The sequence below is a fragment of the Pueribacillus theae genome (assembly GCF_003097615.1).
GTDB lineage: Bacteria > Bacillota > Bacilli > Bacillales > UBA6769 > Pueribacillus > Pueribacillus theae.
Map to the genome: position 1 here is coordinate 1 of NZ_QCZG01000002.1, position 16,828 is coordinate 16,828.

Here is a 16,828-nt window from a genome sequence, read left to right on the forward strand (position 1 = left end):
TTTTTGATACATCGCTGAAAGCTTTCCGGAACCATACGCCTAGCGTATGGTTTTCTTTTCACAAAAATTCCTTGCCCTTAGGCAAGGAGTCAATTTCACTCACAAAATATAACAGCCGGTACGGACACACTTTAGGAGCAATCGTTCCGTTTGCTATATCGTTCACCTTGCCAGTCTCTCTGGACTGTATTTAAAGGCACAATATTTTTATAAGTATGATCCCTTTCAAAAGCTGGAGTCAACTGAAGAGTTGATTTAAATGTAAAAAATAAGCAAGCACACATCACATGGACTGCGGCGACTTGCACGTGCTTCCAAAACTCGTTATAGATGCCCCGCCCTTTTTATTTGCTTATCCACCATGTATCTGTAGGCGTAACCGGCAATCTTCGTTTATGTTCTGTTTGAAGGTATCTTCTCTCTATTTTCCGCACAATTTCTTCTGGCAGTTTTTTACCTTCTAAATAATCATCTATTTCTTCGTACTTCAAACCTAATTCCTCTTCATCAGAACGACCAGGTCGATTATCTAACAAATCGGCTGTAGGCGTTTTTAAATATAACCGTTTTGGAGCACCTAAAAATGCTAGCAATTTTTGACCTTGCCGTTTGTTCAATCCTGCAAGCGGCACTACGTCGCATCCTCCATCGCCATATTTTGTGAAGAACCCGGTCAATGCCTCAGCTGCATGGTCGGTGCCTGCTACTAACAGGTCATAGTAACCAGCAAGGTCATAATGGACTTTCATTCTCTCCCTGGCTTTTATATTGCCCTTAAGATAATCTGTAATCGATTCATTGGTTCCTTTCTGAAACGCTCGTACGGAACTGTCTACTGCTTCTTTAATATTGACCGAAATAATACGATCAGGCTTAATAAATTCCAGTGCCTGTTGTGCGTCATCTTCGTCAATTTGTATCCCGTAAGGTAACCGTACTGCAATGAATTGATATTCCCTCTTCGTTTCGCGTCGCAATTTCTCGACTGCACTCTGTAACAGTTTGCCTGCTAACGAAGAGTCTTGCCCTCCCGAAATACCCAGTATAAATCCCTTTTTTTCTGTCTTTAGGAGATATTTCATTAAAAAATCTATTCGTTCGTTAATTTCCGACTGACAATCAATAAACGGTTTTACATTCAATTGTTTTATAATTTGTTGTTGAAGCTGTTGCATTTCTACCCCTCTTTCCAGATGTTTTCCACATCATTGGGATCGTTGCCACTCTTTTCGAAAAGAGGAAAGCTTGATTTTCCCCCTTTCACTCAGCTCTTGGCTTGTTGCAATAAAGGTGACGTCCAGGATAGCGGCTTTTTTATTGGCCCAGTTCATAAGGTATGCCAGTCTACTCTGCGAAACAATCCTCCCTCAAACTAACTGCACCCAATACGAGCAACTCGCACGGATAAAAGTTGCTACAAAGCAGCCGTTTACCTAGTTTAACGAATATACTGCTGACCCGTTAGGCGATAATATATCTCCTTATACCTACGAGAGGTTTCCTTCACGACGTGAGCGGGCAATATGTCGGGTTCGCTATTTTTATCCCATCCCGAGCCTGACAAGTAAGTGCGTACCGGTTCTTTGTCCATACTCTCGATTTGAGCATCGAGCGTATAATTCTCCTTAGCCCAAAAACGCGAGGAATCCGGAGTAAACAGTTCATCAATCAGAATAATTTGTCCGTTGATAAGTCCAAACTCAAATTTCGTATCAGCTAAAACAATGCCTCGCTGTTCGCAGTACGCGTGTGCATATTCATAAAGCTGAATGCTTTTTTCCATTAATTGTATAGCCAATTCGGCTCCGACCAGTTCCTTCATTCGGGCCAGAGATATATCCTCGTCGTGCCCAGCATCGTTCTTTGCGGAAGGTGTGAAAATTGGACGGTCAAACCGTTCGTTTTTTCGCATGCCTGATGGAAGTGGAATACCGTTGATTTGACCTGTTTGCTGGTACTGTCTCCAACCGCCCCCGGTAATATAGCCGCGAACAATACATTCGATTTTGATAGGCTGAGCTTTACGAGTCACCATAACTCGGTCCTTCATAATCGTACGGTTAGAAATAATATCCCCCAATCGATCAACGTCCGCATGAACCAGATGATTCGGCTGAAGGGATGCGGTTTCCTCGAACCAAAAGCAGCTGAGCCGATTCAGCAAGCACCCCTTGTCGGACACCGATGGTCTAAGCACGTAATCGAAGGCCGAAATACGATCCGTTACCACAATCAAATAATGTTCCCCAAGGTCATACAATTCGCGAACCTTACCTTTATACACGAACGGAGCCATTACGTAAGGCTCGGCGCTTGAAATTGCAATAGACATGCCACGGCCTCCTGTGGAGCACCCTTTGGAGGTGCAAGCTTTTTCATTTTTTCTTCTTTATTTTAGCGATTTTCCTAGCACGATGTCAATGTTAATCCGAACATTTTTCTTATTTTCTATAAAAAAGTTCGTCTTTTTGACGAAATACGCTTTACTTTATTAGAGTGATGAAGTATAATATATTTTGTTCATTCTAGGTGTGGAGGTTAATGCATGATTGGAATTATTGATTACGGAGCTGGAAATTTACACAGTATTGAAAAAGCAATAAAAAAGCTCGGATTTACTACAAAAATCATGAGTAAGCCGGATGAATTTCACGGAATTAACAAAATCATTTTCCCTGGTGTAGGTAATGCGGGAAAAACAATGCAGATAATAAAAAAGCTCGGAATGGATAAACAAATTAAGAAGTGTATAACCGAAGGGGTACCTTTTCTTGGGATCTGCTTGGGAATGCAGCTGCTGCTGGAATTCAGCAAAGAAAATGAAACCGATTGTTTGTCCATTTTTGAAGGAACTGTCATTCCTTTTCATCAAGGGGTTAAGGTTCCCCATATGGGTTGGAATGAGGTTCAACAAATAATGAAGCATCCCATATATAAAGGTATTCCAGATCGTTGTGATTTTTATTTTGTTCATTCGTTTTATGTTCAACCCCTACATGAAAGTGACGTGATTGGTCTAACAAACTATAGTCATGATTTTTGCTCAGTGATCGCTAGGGACAATGTTATAGGGGTACAATTTCATCCGGAAAAAGTTCCGAAGCCGGACTAACCATTTTAAACAACTTCTGTAGGGAATGCTGAGGGGGTAATGGATTAATGCTTAAGAAGCGGATAATTCCCGCAATTGATGTCGCCAATAACAAAGCCGTTAAATACGTACAGTTTCGAAACCCTACGGTTATTGGGGATCCAGCAGAGCTTGGAAAGAAGTACGCCGAGCAGGGAGCCGACGAATTGTTTTATTTAGATACTACGGCTTCCGTTCAAAAACATGATGTAAAGTACGATTGGATTCGACGTGTAGCCGAAAAACTTTATATTCCTTTCTCTGTTGTTGGTGGCATACGCACAATTGATGATATTAGAAATGTATTGAGAGCCGGCGCTGATAAAGTAGGGGTCAATACAGCAGCAGTTCATAGGCCAGAGTTATTAACTGAAGCCGCGGATATATTTGGGAAACAATGTGTTGTATTGGCATTGGATGCAAAAGCAATAAAAAATCAGCATGGCGAGACAATCCGCTGGGAAGTTTACACGCATTCGGCCCACACAAGCACTGGAATGGATGCGATAGAATGGGCTCAACAAGCAGAGCAATTAGGCGCCGGTGAAATTGTTTGCACAAGCATAGACAGAGACGGTATGAAGAACGGCTATGATACTGCCTTAATAAAAACACTTTCGAAGGCAGTAAACATTCCAATAATCGCCTCCGGCGGGGCAGGTCAATTGTTGCACATAAGTGATGTTTTTCAATATGGAGGAGCGGATGCTGCTCTCGTTGCTTCGATGCTCCATTATCAGGAGCAGACGATTTCCGACATCAAGCAATATTTAGTGGAACAGTCCATACATGTTCGTACTTCATAACTAACTTTCAAATCATTGACGAAAAAACTATAGAGCGGTTCCCGCAGCATCTAGTTTGGTTGCGGGAACCGCTCCTAATCTTTAAAGGGAAGTTTTACTTAACGAATTGTTTAAATTATTTAATCGATCGGCGAGATGACCTCGCGTAAAATCATCGTTAACCGTGCTTGATTGGCTTCCATTGTCGAGCAATCTTTCTTTTAATTCATAAGCATTGGAACCGTACTCGGTAAAATCCAACCCAGACAATTCTTCCTGCTCGGAAACTCGTATCGATGCGAAACGGGTCAGTACGAAGATCGCTATCCCCATTACAATCATCGTCCAAGCGCTAACCGACAGAATTCCGAGGGCTTGAATTCCAAGTTGGTGAAAGCCTCCTCCGTAGAATAGCCCCGTTGAGGTAGAGAACAACCCGACCGACAGTGTACCCCAGATTCCGCATAAGCCGTGTACGGCAATCGCTCCGACCGGATCATCGACTTTTAGCCTAGTCTCAAGAAAGCGAACTCCGACCACAAGAACGATCCCGGAAACCAACCCGACGATAATGGATCCGCCAGGTGAAATTTCGGCTGCTCCTGCAGTAATGCCAACCAAGCCGCCTAACACACCATTCAGTGAAAATGAAGGGTCAATTTTGCCGTAACGAATTTTTGTATAAAGCGTAGCAGAAACCAGAGATGCGGAGGTGGAAAGCAGTGTTGTCGCAACGACGGCAGGTACAAGACTCGGATCTGCCGCGAGCGTGCTTCCGCCATTAAAGCCGAACCAGCCCAACCAGAGAATGAAAACTCCGATGGCTCCCAAAGGCATATTGTGGGCAGGAATTGCGTTGACTTGGCTGCCTGTATATTTCCCGAGCCTGGGTCCAAGGAATAAAACGGCAATTAATGCAGCAGTTGCACCGGTTAAGTGAACCACCGTTGAACCGGCAAAATCGGAGAAACCCATCTCAGCCAACCAGCCGTCATTCCAAATCCAGTGTCCGACCACCGGATAAATAACAGCCGTCATCACGATAGTTATTTGAATATAGCTGGAAAATTTAATTCTTTCTGCTACTGCGCCAGATATTATCGTAGCGCAAGTAGCAGCGAACATAGCTTGGAATACGAAGAAGTCGATGTCTTCACGCCCACTTAGCATGAATCCATTCATACCAAAAAGTCCACCAGCCGAATCACCAAACATGATCCCAAATCCAATCATAAAATAAACTAAGGAACCTAAACTAATCGTTAAGAAGTTTTTCATAATAATATTTAATGAGTTTTTCGCTCTAGTGAACCCTGATTCTACCATAGTAAAGCCCGCATGCATGAAGAATACTAGAAATGCTGCAAGCATGACCCAAACAAGGTTAATTGAAGATTCCAAAGATTCTAACGTTACCATAGCTCAGGTTCTCTCCTTTGATTTATAGAATGGCTTTCGTACCTCTTTCTCCAGTACGGATACGAATTGTTTCCTCAACTGGAAGAATAAATATTTTGCCATCGCCTATCGTATCCGTACCGCAAGTCTCGATAATTAAATTGACAACATCATTCACCTGATGATCATCCATGACAATGTCCAATTTAAGTTTAGGTAGCAATTGGATTTCGAATGTTGTCCCTCGAAACAGGCCTTGCTTTCCTTTCTGTTTGCCTGTGCCGGCAGCTTCAGTAACGGTTAAGCCACCGATACCAATGCTGTACAGTTGATCCCGCAATTCTTGAAATTTCTCAGGCCGAATAATGGCTTCTATTTTTTTCACAACCGATCACTCCCTAATATAAGGTCATGTATTGCTCACGCTCCCACGGGTGGACCTGTGTTCGGAAATGATCCCATTCGATTTGTTTGGCTTCTACAAACCGTTCGAGTGCATGAGCCCCCAATACTTTCGTCAATACTTCATCGTTGACCAGCTCATCAATGGCTTCTTTCAAGTTGGAAGGCAAGCTGACGATACCTAAGTCTTCCTTATCAGCTTTCTCCATTGTATAAATATTTTGATTCACAGGATCCGCTAGAGGAAGTTGGTTCTTGATTCCGTCCAAACCGGAAGCGAGCATGACTGCCAGGGCAAGATACGGATTTGCTGAAGGATCGGGGTTTCTTAATTCAATTCTTGTACTTGCTCCGCCACTAGCAGGAACTCTGACGAGAGGGCTGCGGTTCTTAGCGGACCAGGCAATATAGCAAGGAGCTTCATATCCTGGTACCAACCGCTTGTAGGAATTAACCGTTGGATTCGTAATGGCAGCGAAAGCCCGCGCATGCTTTAAAATACCTGCCGTGTAGCTTTTAGCGGTTTCGCTTAAACCTAGTTCATCCTGTTCGCTGGCGAACATATTCTCGCTGCCACGTGCAAGCGATTGATGGCAATGCATACCAGAACCGTTCATTCCAAACAGCGGCTTAGGCATGAAGGTGGCATGAAGCCCATGCTTTCTAGCAATATTTTTAACTACCAGCTTGAACATTTGGATTTGATCCGCTGCGGTTACTGCATTTGCATATTTAAAGTCAATCTCATGTTGGCCTGGAGCTACTTCGTGGTGGGAAGCTTCGATTTCAAAACCCATCTCTTCAAGCGTCAACACAATTTCTCTACGGCAATTTTCTCCGAGATCGGTTGGCGCAAGATCGAAATAACCTCCACTATCATTCAGCTCTAACATCGGATATCCGTGTTCGTCAGTTTTAAAGAGGAAAAACTCTGGCTCCGGACCTACATTCATCACTGTAAAGCCCATAGATTCCATCTCTTTTAATGCCCTCTTAAGGATTCCGCGTGGATCTCCTGCAAACGGTTTGCCATCGGGAGTGTATACGTCGCAAATGAGCGCTGCAATTTTTCCTTTCTCTGCTTCCCACGGGTAGATAATCCATGTGTCCAGATCCGGATAGAGGTACATATCGGATTCCTCAATCCGAACGAAGCCTTCAATGGACGAGCCGTCAAACATCATCTTGTTATCTAATGCCTTCGGCAACTGACTTATCGGAATTTCGATGTTTTTAATCGTTCCAAACAAGTCTGTGAACTGTAATCGAATGTAGCGAACATTTTCCTCTTGAGCAATGTTTAGAATGTGTTCCTTCGAATAATGTTTCTGCATGCTTCCTTGCTCCTCCCATATGATTTTTCTCTTATTCTTAAAAATCATAACACGTATTCATGAACATTTATTTAGATTAAACGACATATTATTTGCACTTTCCGCCCTATTAACGAACATTTTTCACATTTATTAATGAAATGTTCGTGAATAAAGCATTTCAGCATCATCTTGAAAACAACGTTTGGCATGTTTCTATTGCTAGTTCCCCATGGCAAATATATTCAGCTGGCCCACTCTTCCACACATGATTATTCGCATCCCATAGTATAGTCAAATCCCCGCCGGGCAAATGGACGGTAATAGGAAGTTCTCTTTTCAGCCGATTGTTCAATGCCGCGGCAACTACTGCAGCACAAGCTCCTGTACCACAAGCCATCGTTAATCCTGATCCTCTTTCCCATACACGATAATCGATCTCTTGTTCATTCAACACGTGAACAATACCAACATTTACTCTTTCTGGAAATAATGTGGCATGTTCAATTTTCGGGCCCCATCGTTCCAGTGGAAATTTTTTAACGTCGTCTACAAACAAAATGGCGTGAGGATTGCCCATGGATAAGCAAGTCATGTGAAATTCTTGATTTTCAATGATGACAGGTTCATTGATTGTCGAGGAGAAAGGATCGCCTTCCATCGGCAAATCTGCTTTTTGCAGCTTAGGTTCTCCCATATCCACCTTTACACTTCGAACAGTGGACTTATGATTCGTCTCCAGTTCAACTTCAACTTCGACGATTTCGCCCAACGTTTCAATCGTAAATTGACTGGATTCGGAATAACCATTATCGTACAAATACTTCGCTGTGCATCGCAAGCCGTTGCCGCAATTTTTCCCCTCCGAACCGTCCGCGTTGAAAATTCTCATACGGAAATCAGCTTTATCTGAAGGACAGATCAAAATCATACCGTCTGATCCAATTCCATAATTTACATCCGAGACTGACCTGGCCAGTTCTGATAAGTCGTGATTATCCAAAGGATTGTTCAGTAGGTTGAAAAAAACATACTTGTTACCTAGGCCATGCATTTTCGTAAACAACACAGACTTCCCCTCCCTAGAAGATAAACTCGTCTCTCCCGAGTCGTGCTTTGATTTCATCTGCCATTCGTTCTTCCTCTTGAAGGCTGCTCGCTTGGTAGGTTACGGAGAATCTTACGTAGGAACCAGCGTCATCCCACGGAACACTTGAGATGAGATGCTCTTTCAGCAAATATTGGCTGAATTGTTCGGCCGTTTCAAATTGCGGGCCGTTGACAACGCCTTTCGGAATTTGAATATACAAGAAAAACGAACCTTTCGCCTTGGCAGTCCGGAAGCCGCATGAATTCAATACATGCCTAAGCATTTCATGTCTACGAGAATATTTCAAAACCGTTTGTTCCGTAATTTCAGGGTGAGCAAGTGCATATGCTGCTGCTTTTTGAATTGGAATAAATTGGCCAGAATCATTATTGTCCTTCACAGTTGCAAAGGCATTGACAATTCTGGCATTCCCAGCGATAAACCCAATCCGCCACCCTGTCATATTGAACGATTTGGACAACGAATGTAATTCCACTCCGACATCCTTTGCACCGGGAACCGATAAAAAGCTTAAAGGTTTGGTACCATCGTAAACAAGCGCGGCATAAGCGGCATCATGAACGACGATAAGCTGGTTCTGCTTGGCAAACTGAACAACCTGTTCAAAAAATTCCTTGTTTGCTACAGCACCGGTAGGGTTATTCGGATAATTTAGATAGAGCAATTTCGCCCGTTTTAATACCTCTGTAGCAAACGAGTTCAGGTCAGGGAGAAACGAATTTTCCTCGATCAACGGAACATGTACAACTTCACCGCCGTAATATTTCGTATGAGTGCCTAAAACTGGGTAACAAGGTGAGGGCATAAGCGTGATATCTCCAGGATTAATAAAGGCGGTTGGCAGCATTGCCAAAGCGGATTTGGAGCCAATCGCGTGGTTGATTTCCGTATCCGGATCAAGACCGGTGACCCCGAATACATTTTGCATATAGGAAGAGGCTGCTTGTTTAAACTCATCAATTCCGTTGTCTGAATAAAACCGATTCTCCGGTTTTCTGGCCTCCTGATCCAATACTTGAATAACCGTATCATCTGCCATGGCATCTGGCTCACCTACCCCCAAATCAATGAGTTCAATATGTGGATTAGCGAGCATGGCCTCTTTTTTAACTCTTTTAATTTTCTCAAACTTGTAGATCTCATTCGTTAAACCGAATTGTTTTCCGCCGATGCGCTCTGCAAAAAGCGACTGTATATAATTCTTGTTCATGGCGACACCCCTGTTATATATTGATGACACTCTTCTGCTGCTTCTTTTCCTTCTTGGATCGCCCAGACGATCAGGCTCTGTCCCCGCCGGGCATCCCCAGCGGAAAATACTCCCTCAACATTGGTTTGATATGATCTTGAATTGGTTGAAATAGTTAAACGTTGATTCAGTTGTACGTTCAATTTATCTGGAAGCTGTGGCTCTGGACCCTGAAATCCAATTGCCAGCAAAACGAGCTGTGCTGGCCAGACTTGCTCTGTATCAGGAATAACTTCTTTATGATGGTTAAGTGAATGACTTCTTACACCGACAATCCTACCTGTCTCATCACCTAAAAATTCTACTGCTGAGGTGGCGAAAGATCGCGGATCTCTGCCAAACCGCTGCATGGCTTCCTCCTGACCAAAATCCAACTTATGAATAATCGGATACTGCGGCCACGGATTGCCCTTTCTTCGTTGATCTGGACGTTGAGGATAAATATCAAATTGTACAAGACTCTTGCAATCTTGCCGAAGCGCGGTTGAAATGCAGTCGGTGGCAGTATCTCCCCCACCGATGACGATGACATCCAGCCCTTTGGCAGAAATGTATTTTCCATCATCCAAGTTGGAATCAAGCAGGCTCTTCGTATTTAAATGAAGATATTCCATGGCGAAATGAATACCCTGTAGCCCACGGCCTGGAATCGTTAAGTCACGCGGAAGAGTTGCGCCGATACATAGCACAACGGCATCATATTCAGATCGCAAATGCTCAATGGCATCATGCTTGCCTACTTCCACTCCGGTAATAAAGCGTACGCCTTCTTCAGCTAGTAACTTCACACGTCGATCAACGATATGTTGTTCAATCTTCATTTTTGGAATGCCATAGGTCAGTAATCCCCCGATTCGGTCCGATCTTTCGTAAACAGTCACATCGTGTCCTTTTTGGTTTAGCTCTGCAGCACAGGCTAATCCCGCAGGCCCGGAACCGATGACGGCCACTTTTTTGCCCGTGTGATAGGCAGGTGGTGAGGGGTGAGCCCAACCTTCTTCGAATGCTCTATCAATAATCGCCCTCTCAATGTTTTTAATCGTTACCGGCGACTCATATAGCGATGCCACACAGCCTCCCTCACAAGGGGCTGGACAAGCACGTCCCGTAAATTCGGGAAATGGATTGGTCATTTTTAAACGTTCGTATGCTTCTTTCCAATTTCCCTTGTAAATAAGATCGTTCCACTCTGGAATCAGATTGTACACTGGACAACCTGTTGTCATGCCTGAGAGTGTACTGCCATTTTGGCAGAAGGGGACTGCACAATCCATGCAGCGTGATGCTTGCTCCCGTAATATTTCTTCATTCGGCAGATAGGCTACCTCCCGCCAGTCTTTAAGCCGCTCCGCAGGATTACGATAACGGAGAGGGCTTCTTTTATATTCCATAAACCCAGTAACTTTTCCCATTTTCTTCACCCCGATCCCAAATATCAGCTGCTAAAAAGCAGAGGCTTGAAATGATTGGTTGATTGCAACAATCTTTTGTATTCTTTAGGAATAACACGCACGAATTGTGCAATGGCGCCCTGTTCCCATTGTTCAAGCAAACGCTCGGCAACCTTGCTTCCTGTATATTGCAGATGTTGTTCTATCAGCATTTTTACATAATTCTTTTCAGCTTCATCTTGTTCTTGTAATGCTTCTATAAGAACAAGCTCATGGTTGCATCGATCCCGCAAGCTTCCACTAGGCGTTTCTAAAATATAAGCTATACCTCCGGACATCCCGGCAGCGAAATTTTTGCCGACTTCACCAAGGATAATAGCTGTTCCTCCTGTCATATACTCGCAACCGTGATCACCGATTCCTTCCACAACTACTGTTGCGCCGCTATTTCTGACACAGAACCGTTCCCCCGCTTTACCGCGGATGAATGCTTCACCTGACGTCGCCCCATAGAAAGCCGCATTGCCAATAATTGTATTGCTTTCCGCAGCGTATTTGGCCCGGGCAGCAGGATAGATCGCGATTTTTCCTCCTGACAGCCCTTTGCCAACCGCATCATTGGCATCTCCTTCGAGCATTAACGTCATGCCATTCGGAATAAATGCCCCGAAGCTTTGCCCGGCTGAACCTTGGAAACGGATATTGATGGAATGGTGCGGTAACCCTTCTATACCGCAGTGTCTAGTAATCTCGCTCCCTAGCAGTGTTCCAACCGCGCGATCCATATTGCAAATTGGTAGATCACCATAAACCTGTTCTTGGTTTTCCCACGCCTTTCTTCCGATTTGCAGCAGCTCACGGTAATCTAAGGTTTGATCAAGTTCGTGGTCTTGTTCCTGTCCAAACACTCGCGGACCTTTCACCTGATGGAGGAGCGCGGCCATATCCAGCTTCTGTGTTTTCCAGTTGGCGTTATCTGAGACAGTGAGCATGTCAGTGCGCCCGATCATTTCATCCATGGTTCTAAATCCTAACTGTGCCATATATTCACGAATTTCCCTTGCAATAAAAAACATTAGATTGACAATATGTTCAGGCTTCCCCATCATTTTTTTGCGAAGCTCCGGATTTTGAGTCGCGATGCCTACCGGACACGTATCCAGATGACAAACCCTCATCATGACACATCCGAGTGTGACAAGCGGCAATGTGGAGAATCCGTATTCTTCTGCCCCTAATAAAGCGGCTATCACTACGTCACGGCCATTCATTAGTTTCCCGTCGGTTTCAAGCCTTACGCGATTTCTCAATCCGTTCAGCATCAAGGCCTGATGCGCCTCTGCTAGCCCTAACTCCCATGGCATGCCTGCATGTTTAATGCTTGTACGTGGTGCCGCCCCGGTTCCACCATCAAAGCCGCTAATCAGAATCACGTCAGCTTTGGCCTTGGCCACACCAGCAGCGATCGTTCCAACCCCGGCTTCGGCAACAAGCTTCACATTAATCCTCGCTTGTGGATTGGCGTTTTTCAGATCATAGATCAGCTGAGCCAGATCTTCGATGGAATAAATATCATGATGAGGCGGAGGGGAGATCAGCTCAATTCCGGGGGTCGAGCCTCTTGTTCTAGCCACAGACGGTGTAACTTTGTGCCCTGCCAATTGCCCGCCTTCACCTGGCTTAGCCCCCTGTGCCATCTTAATCTGAATTTCGTCAGAGTTAACCAGGTAATGACTTGTGACACCAAATCTTCCCGAAGCTATTTGCTTAATTGCGCTGCATTTCGAATCACCGTTCGGCATCGGGGTGAACCGCTCTGGATCTTCACCACCTTCTCCGGAATTGCTCTTTGCGCCAATGCGATTCATGGCAATGGCAATCGCTTCATGTGCTTCTTGGCTGATCGAGCCATATGACATCGCTCCGGTTTTAAACCGACGAACGATTGATTGTATAGACTCAACTTCCTCAATCGAAATCGGGGCATCTGAAGGATTCAATTTTAGTAAACCACGTAAGGTAATTTGTGTATCCATTTCATCCTGCAGCATTTGACTATATTTTTTATACAAGCCATAGTCGTTAGTACGACAAGCTTGCTGTAGCGTATGAATTGTTTCTGGCCGATAAAGGTGGGCTTCACCGTCATGGCGCCATTGTAAGTCTGAGCCACTGTCGAGTGATTCAGAGTTAGCTGTATAAGCCTTCATGTGTCTGGATAGAGATTCCCGAGCAATGTCTTCCAAGCTCAATCCGCCAATTTGTGAAGAGGTGCCCGGAAAAAATTGCTCGATTACTTCTGCACTAATCCCTACCGCTTCAAATATTTTTGAGCCGATGTAGCTTTGGAGCGTTGATATCCCCATCTTGGACATCACTTTCAGAATTCCCTTATTCACAGAAATCACATAGTTCCTGTAAAGCTCCTCAATTGATAGCTCTGTTCCTTCTTCCCTAACTAAAGCAGGCAATGAAGCATAGACGAGATAGGGATAGACAGCATTTGCCCCATATCCAAGTAATGCTGCAAAATGATGGACCTCCCGTGGCTCCCCGGACTCAACGATTAGGCTTACTTTGCTCCTGCGCCCGGTGCGAATCAGATGATGGTGGACAGCGGAAACCGCCAGCAACGATGGGATGGCAGCCACCTGCTGATGAACTCCCATATCACTCAAAATGAGAATATTACATCCTTGCTCAACTTCTTGATCAACCGTTTGCAACAAGGCATGTAGCACGTTTTCCATTTCACTTTCCATTCCCTGTTGTGGGTACACAATTGGAACAGTCGTCGTTTTCCAATCCGTTGAATTCAATAATCTTAACCGCTTCATCTCGAACTTTGACAAAATAGGGGACTGCAGTCGTATTTTTTTGTATTCTTTCGGCCTGGGCTCAAGCAAATTCCCCTCCGGACCAAGCAGCACTTCAACAGAGGTGACAAGTTCCTCACGAATAGCGTCAATTGGAGGATTGGTTACTTGAGCGAACTTTTGTTTGAAATAATTAAATAGTAGTTGTGGCCTGTCGGAAAGGACGGCCAACGGAGCATCATAGCCCATCGATCTAATCGGTTCATGGCCTTCAACTGCCATCGGTTTTAAGACTTTATTCCATTCTTCATATGTGAAGCCAAAAATCTGTTGCAGACGCCGCAACGGTTCTTGATTTTCCAGGCTAGCTTCTGTTTCTACATTCGCACATTGCTCTGGAACGTCTGTTTTAAGGTCTCTCAAGTTGGTGACATATTGTTGAACCCATTGTTGATAAGGCTTTGCGTTAATGATTTGCTTTTTGATTTCATTGTCTAACAGTAAAAGCCCTTCACGGATGTCAACGAGCAGCATCTGCCCCGGCCTCAGTGAATCTTTTCGTACAATTGTTTCTTCGGGCACATCGACAACTCCCACCTCAGAGGACAAATAGATGAAATCATCGTTTGTCACTACGAAACGAACAGGGCGAAGGCCATTACGGTCAAGACATGCTCCGACTTGGTGTCCGTCTGTATAGACCATTGCCGCTGGTCCATCCCAAGGCTCCATCAAGCTGCTATGATATTGATAGAACGCTCTCTTGTTCTTGTCCATCGTGTCAATATTGTGCCACGGTTCAGGAATCATCATCATCATGGCATGGGGCAGCGACCATCCGGACATCACTAGAAATTCTAATACATTGTCAAACATCGCTGAATCGCTGCCTTCGGGATCAATCACAGGACAGAGTTGATCCAACTCAGGCAATAATTTCGAATGAAAGGATCCTTCTCTTGCCAGCATCCAGTTAACATTGCCATTTATCGTATTGATTTCCCCGTTATGCAGGGAGAACCGATTCGGCTGCGCCCTTCTCCAAATCGGAAATGTATTGGTGCTGAAACGATTGTGGACCAAGGCCATAGCAGATTTATAGCCTTCGTGATTTAAGTCAGAATAGAATGCTTTAAGCTGTTCCGGTAGAAGAAGTCCTTTGTAGACAATCGTTCTAGAGGAAAGGCTGGGAACATAGAATGTTTCAGCTGTTTCTGTAGACAGATGTTGCTTGATCTCCCTTTCTATCCGTCTGCGTAATTGGTATAGTGTCCGCTCGAATTGATTCTCTTCTTCTGATGTGACGACAGAAGTGATAAATGCTTGGCGAATGCAGGGCCGAGTTTCTTTAAATTGGGTATTCAGCACGGAGTCATTTGTTGGAACCGTACGCCAGCCGAACAATTGTAACTTCTCCTCATTGATGGCAGAAACAATGATATCTTCACAAAGCTGGCGAACATGAGGTTCATTGGGAAGAAACAACATTCCAACACCATATTGTCCTGGCTGAGGAAGTTGTTTGCCACGGTGTTTCCACTCCTGCTTAAACAATTCATGAGGCAGTTCGGTCATTACACCGGCACCATCCCCTATTTTCTGATCCTCACTCCGACCACCTCTGTGATTCATACGCTCAAGCGCAGTTAAGGCGTCAGCCACGATGGTATGAGTCTTCTTGCCTTTTATGTTAACAAGCATGGCAATCCCACAAGCGTCATGCTCAAATTGAGGGTCGTACAACCCTTGTTTTTTAGGTGTCCGCATTTGTTGCATCAGTTCCCCTCCATTTCAAACAAAGATTCTGTTTAAATAGAGTAACACTCCAGTGACTTTTTTTATTTAGACCGATTGTATGAATGTTTGCACTTTTTTCGGTTTCAAAAAAAGAAAAAAGGATGCCCCAAAAGGTCAGAATCGACCAGGGTACCATCCTTTTTTCTTGATACGTTCAGAAATCTTGCATTTGGGATTTGCACTGAGTTGCCAGTATGGCAAGGATGCAAATTAGCGGACTTCTGAAGGATTTTTTCCTGTGTATTGTTTAAATTGTCTGCTAAAGAAATGTAAATCATTATAACCAAGGGCTTCAGCGGCTTCCGTCACAGTCATTCCAGCAAAATGAAGCAAATGCTCCGCTCGTTTAATTCTTGAATGGACAATATATGTTCGAACGGTCTGTCCAATAATTTCTTTAAACTTTTGAGAAAAATATTTAGGAGACAAGTTGGCGCGTGCAGCCAAACTTTCTACGGTATGCTGCTGTCCAGGGTGTTGTTGAACAAAATTAGCTATTTCTTCAATCGTTTCAATCAGATTAAAGCTAACATTAGCCGTTTTTACTTCTTTCTCTTGTTCCTCCCGCAATAAATGGATCATCAATTGCTTCAGGACAAGTTTAGCTTCAATCTCTGCTCCAAATGTATTAATAAGGAACAGGCGAACATAGCGGGTGAGCAACGATTCGAAGCTGATAAAATCCTTAACGATTCGATGTGGCTGTGGAATTAATTTAACGGATCCATTTACGTCAAAATGAATGTAAGTTAGCGTCAGTGGCTTCTGTGGGTTATGCGTGGCGGTTGTTTCATCTCCTGGCCTAAATAGAAAGCAGCTTTGGGGTTGTAGATTAAATTGTTTGCCGTTTAGTGTCAAGACTCCCTCCCCGCCCCACACATAAAATAAATCATAATCGGGCATAGGAAAATCACGCTTTCGCCATTGCCAGCCCGGTTCACAATGAATCGTAGCAAATCCCGGTTTCAATTCATATAGGTCAGGAGAAAGATGAAGCATGGCGGTACTCCTTTCTTGTATGTTAGTGATACGGCAGAACTTCAACCTCCAAGCAGCTGATAGTATTACCCGATACAACCGACGAAAAACCTTTGTCTTAGCTTATATTCTTTACATTCCATTAATTGCAAATGTGCAGTCTCTTGGCCTTTAATCCGTTCTGCCAATACGATAAGTCCGGCACAGGTTCCGAAAAGCGGCTTTTTTGCAACAGAGTTTCTGATGAGTTATTTTACCGAAAGCTTTAAAAATATACAACCTTTGAATCAGGCGGCTTCCATGAGTGGGGGTTTTTCTTCATCCCCACAAGAATTACAAAAGGACCTATCTACTAGCTTATGCACACATTAAGACATGAAGCCAGTAAAAAAACTTGTATTAAAGCAGTTTTTTACTGTATGATATAAAACACTAAAAGTGCTTTTAGGGAAAAAAAG

General features: G+C 44.0%; 12 protein-coding genes and 1 pseudogene. 2 read left to right on the forward strand and 11 right to left on the reverse strand.

Annotated elements, in window-relative coordinates:
- Window positions 1–344 precede the first annotated feature (344 nt).
- Together nadE and DCC39_RS01385 are read right to left on the reverse strand one after the other, a co-directional pair.
- A complete protein-coding gene (gene nadE, locus DCC39_RS01380) occupies window positions 345–1,175 on the reverse strand; it encodes an ammonia-dependent NAD(+) synthetase (RefSeq protein WP_116553096.1) in 831 nt (276 codons plus the stop codon).
- A 263-nt stretch (window positions 1,176–1,438) separates the two neighbouring features.
- The gene (locus DCC39_RS01385) at window positions 1,439–2,326 is read right to left on the reverse strand and encodes a phosphoribosylaminoimidazolesuccinocarboxamide synthase (RefSeq protein WP_205948452.1); all 888 of its coding nucleotides are present in this window, start codon (window positions 2,324–2,326) and stop codon (window positions 1,439–1,441) included.
- Window positions 2,327–2,545: 219 nt separating this feature from the next.
- Here DCC39_RS01385 and hisH point away from each other — a divergent pair, with 219 nt between their 5' ends.
- Window positions 2,546–3,112, forward strand: coding sequence for an imidazole glycerol phosphate synthase subunit HisH (gene hisH, locus DCC39_RS01390; RefSeq protein WP_116553098.1), 567 nt, complete (start codon window positions 2,546–2,548; stop codon window positions 3,110–3,112).
- A gap of 47 nt (window positions 3,113–3,159) precedes the next feature.
- Window positions 3,160–3,936, forward strand: coding sequence for an imidazole glycerol phosphate synthase subunit HisF (hisF, locus tag DCC39_RS01395; protein WP_116553099.1), 777 nt, complete (start codon window positions 3,160–3,162; stop codon window positions 3,934–3,936).
- Between the two features lie 81 nt (window positions 3,937–4,017).
- Here hisF and DCC39_RS01400 read toward each other — a convergent pair whose 3' ends face one another.
- The 9 genes and pseudogenes from DCC39_RS01400 to DCC39_RS01440 all read right to left on the reverse strand — a co-directional run.
- Window positions 4,018–5,334: an ammonium transporter gene (locus DCC39_RS01400; RefSeq protein ID WP_116553100.1), complete on the reverse strand. Its 1,317-nt coding sequence runs from the start codon at window positions 5,332–5,334 to the stop codon at window positions 4,018–4,020.
- A 22-nt stretch (window positions 5,335–5,356) separates the two neighbouring features.
- The gene (locus DCC39_RS01405) at window positions 5,357–5,698 is read right to left on the reverse strand and encodes a P-II family nitrogen regulator (RefSeq protein WP_116553101.1); all 342 of its coding nucleotides are present in this window, start codon (window positions 5,696–5,698) and stop codon (window positions 5,357–5,359) included.
- Window positions 5,699–5,711: 13 nt separating this feature from the next.
- Window positions 5,712–7,049 carry a type I glutamate--ammonia ligase gene (glnA, locus tag DCC39_RS01410; protein WP_116553102.1) on the reverse strand — a complete coding sequence of 446 codons (1,338 nt, stop codon included), beginning with the start codon at window positions 7,047–7,049 and terminating at the stop codon, window positions 5,712–5,714.
- 166 nt (window positions 7,050–7,215) lie between these two features.
- Window positions 7,216–8,154 carry a diaminopimelate epimerase gene (dapF, locus tag DCC39_RS01415; RefSeq protein ID WP_116553103.1) on the reverse strand — a complete coding sequence of 313 codons (939 nt, stop codon included), beginning with the start codon at window positions 8,152–8,154 and terminating at the stop codon, window positions 7,216–7,218.
- Window positions 8,111–9,349 carry an LL-diaminopimelate aminotransferase gene (locus DCC39_RS01420; protein ID WP_116553104.1) on the reverse strand — a complete coding sequence of 413 codons (1,239 nt, stop codon included), beginning with the start codon at window positions 9,347–9,349 and terminating at the stop codon, window positions 8,111–8,113. Before DCC39_RS01420 ends, dapF begins: the two co-directional genes overlap by 44 nt.
- Window positions 9,346–10,800, reverse strand: a complete 1,455-nt coding sequence (locus DCC39_RS01425) for a glutamate synthase subunit beta (protein WP_116553105.1) — start codon at window positions 10,798–10,800, stop codon at window positions 9,346–9,348. Before DCC39_RS01425 ends, DCC39_RS01420 begins: the two co-directional genes overlap by 4 nt.
- A 23-nt stretch (window positions 10,801–10,823) precedes the next feature.
- Complete coding sequence (gene gltB / locus DCC39_RS01430; protein WP_116553106.1) at window positions 10,824–15,371, reverse strand: glutamate synthase large subunit; 4,548 nt, start codon at window positions 15,369–15,371, stop codon at window positions 10,824–10,826.
- Window positions 15,372–15,602: 231 nt separating this feature from the next.
- Window positions 15,603–16,391, reverse strand: coding sequence for a helix-turn-helix domain-containing protein (locus tag DCC39_RS01435; RefSeq protein ID WP_116553107.1), 789 nt, complete (start codon window positions 16,389–16,391; stop codon window positions 15,603–15,605).
- Window positions 16,392–16,507: 116 nt separating this feature from the next.
- Window positions 16,508–16,606, reverse strand: a pseudogene (locus DCC39_RS01440) (pyridoxal 5'-phosphate synthase glutaminase subunit PdxT); the annotation flags it as partial.
- Window positions 16,607–16,828 lie beyond the last annotated feature (222 nt).

What these genes read in the sequence shown, in the direction of transcription:
- dapF (WP_116553103.1), bottom strand. Translation starts at nt 8,154, where the DNA reads ATGAAATCAAAGCACGACTCGGGAGAGACGAGTTTATCTTCTAGGGAG.
- DCC39_RS01400 (WP_116553100.1), bottom strand. Translation starts at nt 5,334, where the DNA reads ATGGTAACGTTAGAATCTTTGGAATCTTCAATTAACCTTGTTTGGGTC.
- glnA (WP_116553102.1), bottom strand. Translation starts at nt 7,049, where the DNA reads ATGCAGAAACATTATTCGAAGGAACACATTCTAAACATTGCTCAAGAG.
- DCC39_RS01425 (WP_116553105.1), bottom strand. Translation starts at nt 10,800, where the DNA reads ATGGGAAAAGTTACTGGGTTTATGGAATATAAAAGAAGCCCTCTCCGT.
- DCC39_RS01435 (WP_116553107.1), bottom strand. Translation starts at nt 16,391, where the DNA reads ATGCTTCATCTTTCTCCTGACCTATATGAATTGAAACCGGGATTTGCT.
- hisH (WP_116553098.1), top strand. Translation starts at nt 2,546, where the DNA reads ATGATTGGAATTATTGATTACGGAGCTGGAAATTTACACAGTATTGAA.
- gltB (WP_116553106.1), bottom strand. Translation starts at nt 15,371, where the DNA reads ATGCAACAAATGCGGACACCTAAAAAACAAGGGTTGTACGACCCTCAA.
- nadE (WP_116553096.1), bottom strand. Translation starts at nt 1,175, where the DNA reads ATGCAACAGCTTCAACAACAAATTATAAAACAATTGAATGTAAAACCG.
- DCC39_RS01420 (WP_116553104.1), bottom strand. Translation starts at nt 9,349, where the DNA reads ATGAACAAGAATTATATACAGTCGCTTTTTGCAGAGCGCATCGGCGGA.
- hisF (WP_116553099.1), top strand. Translation starts at nt 3,160, where the DNA reads ATGCTTAAGAAGCGGATAATTCCCGCAATTGATGTCGCCAATAACAAA.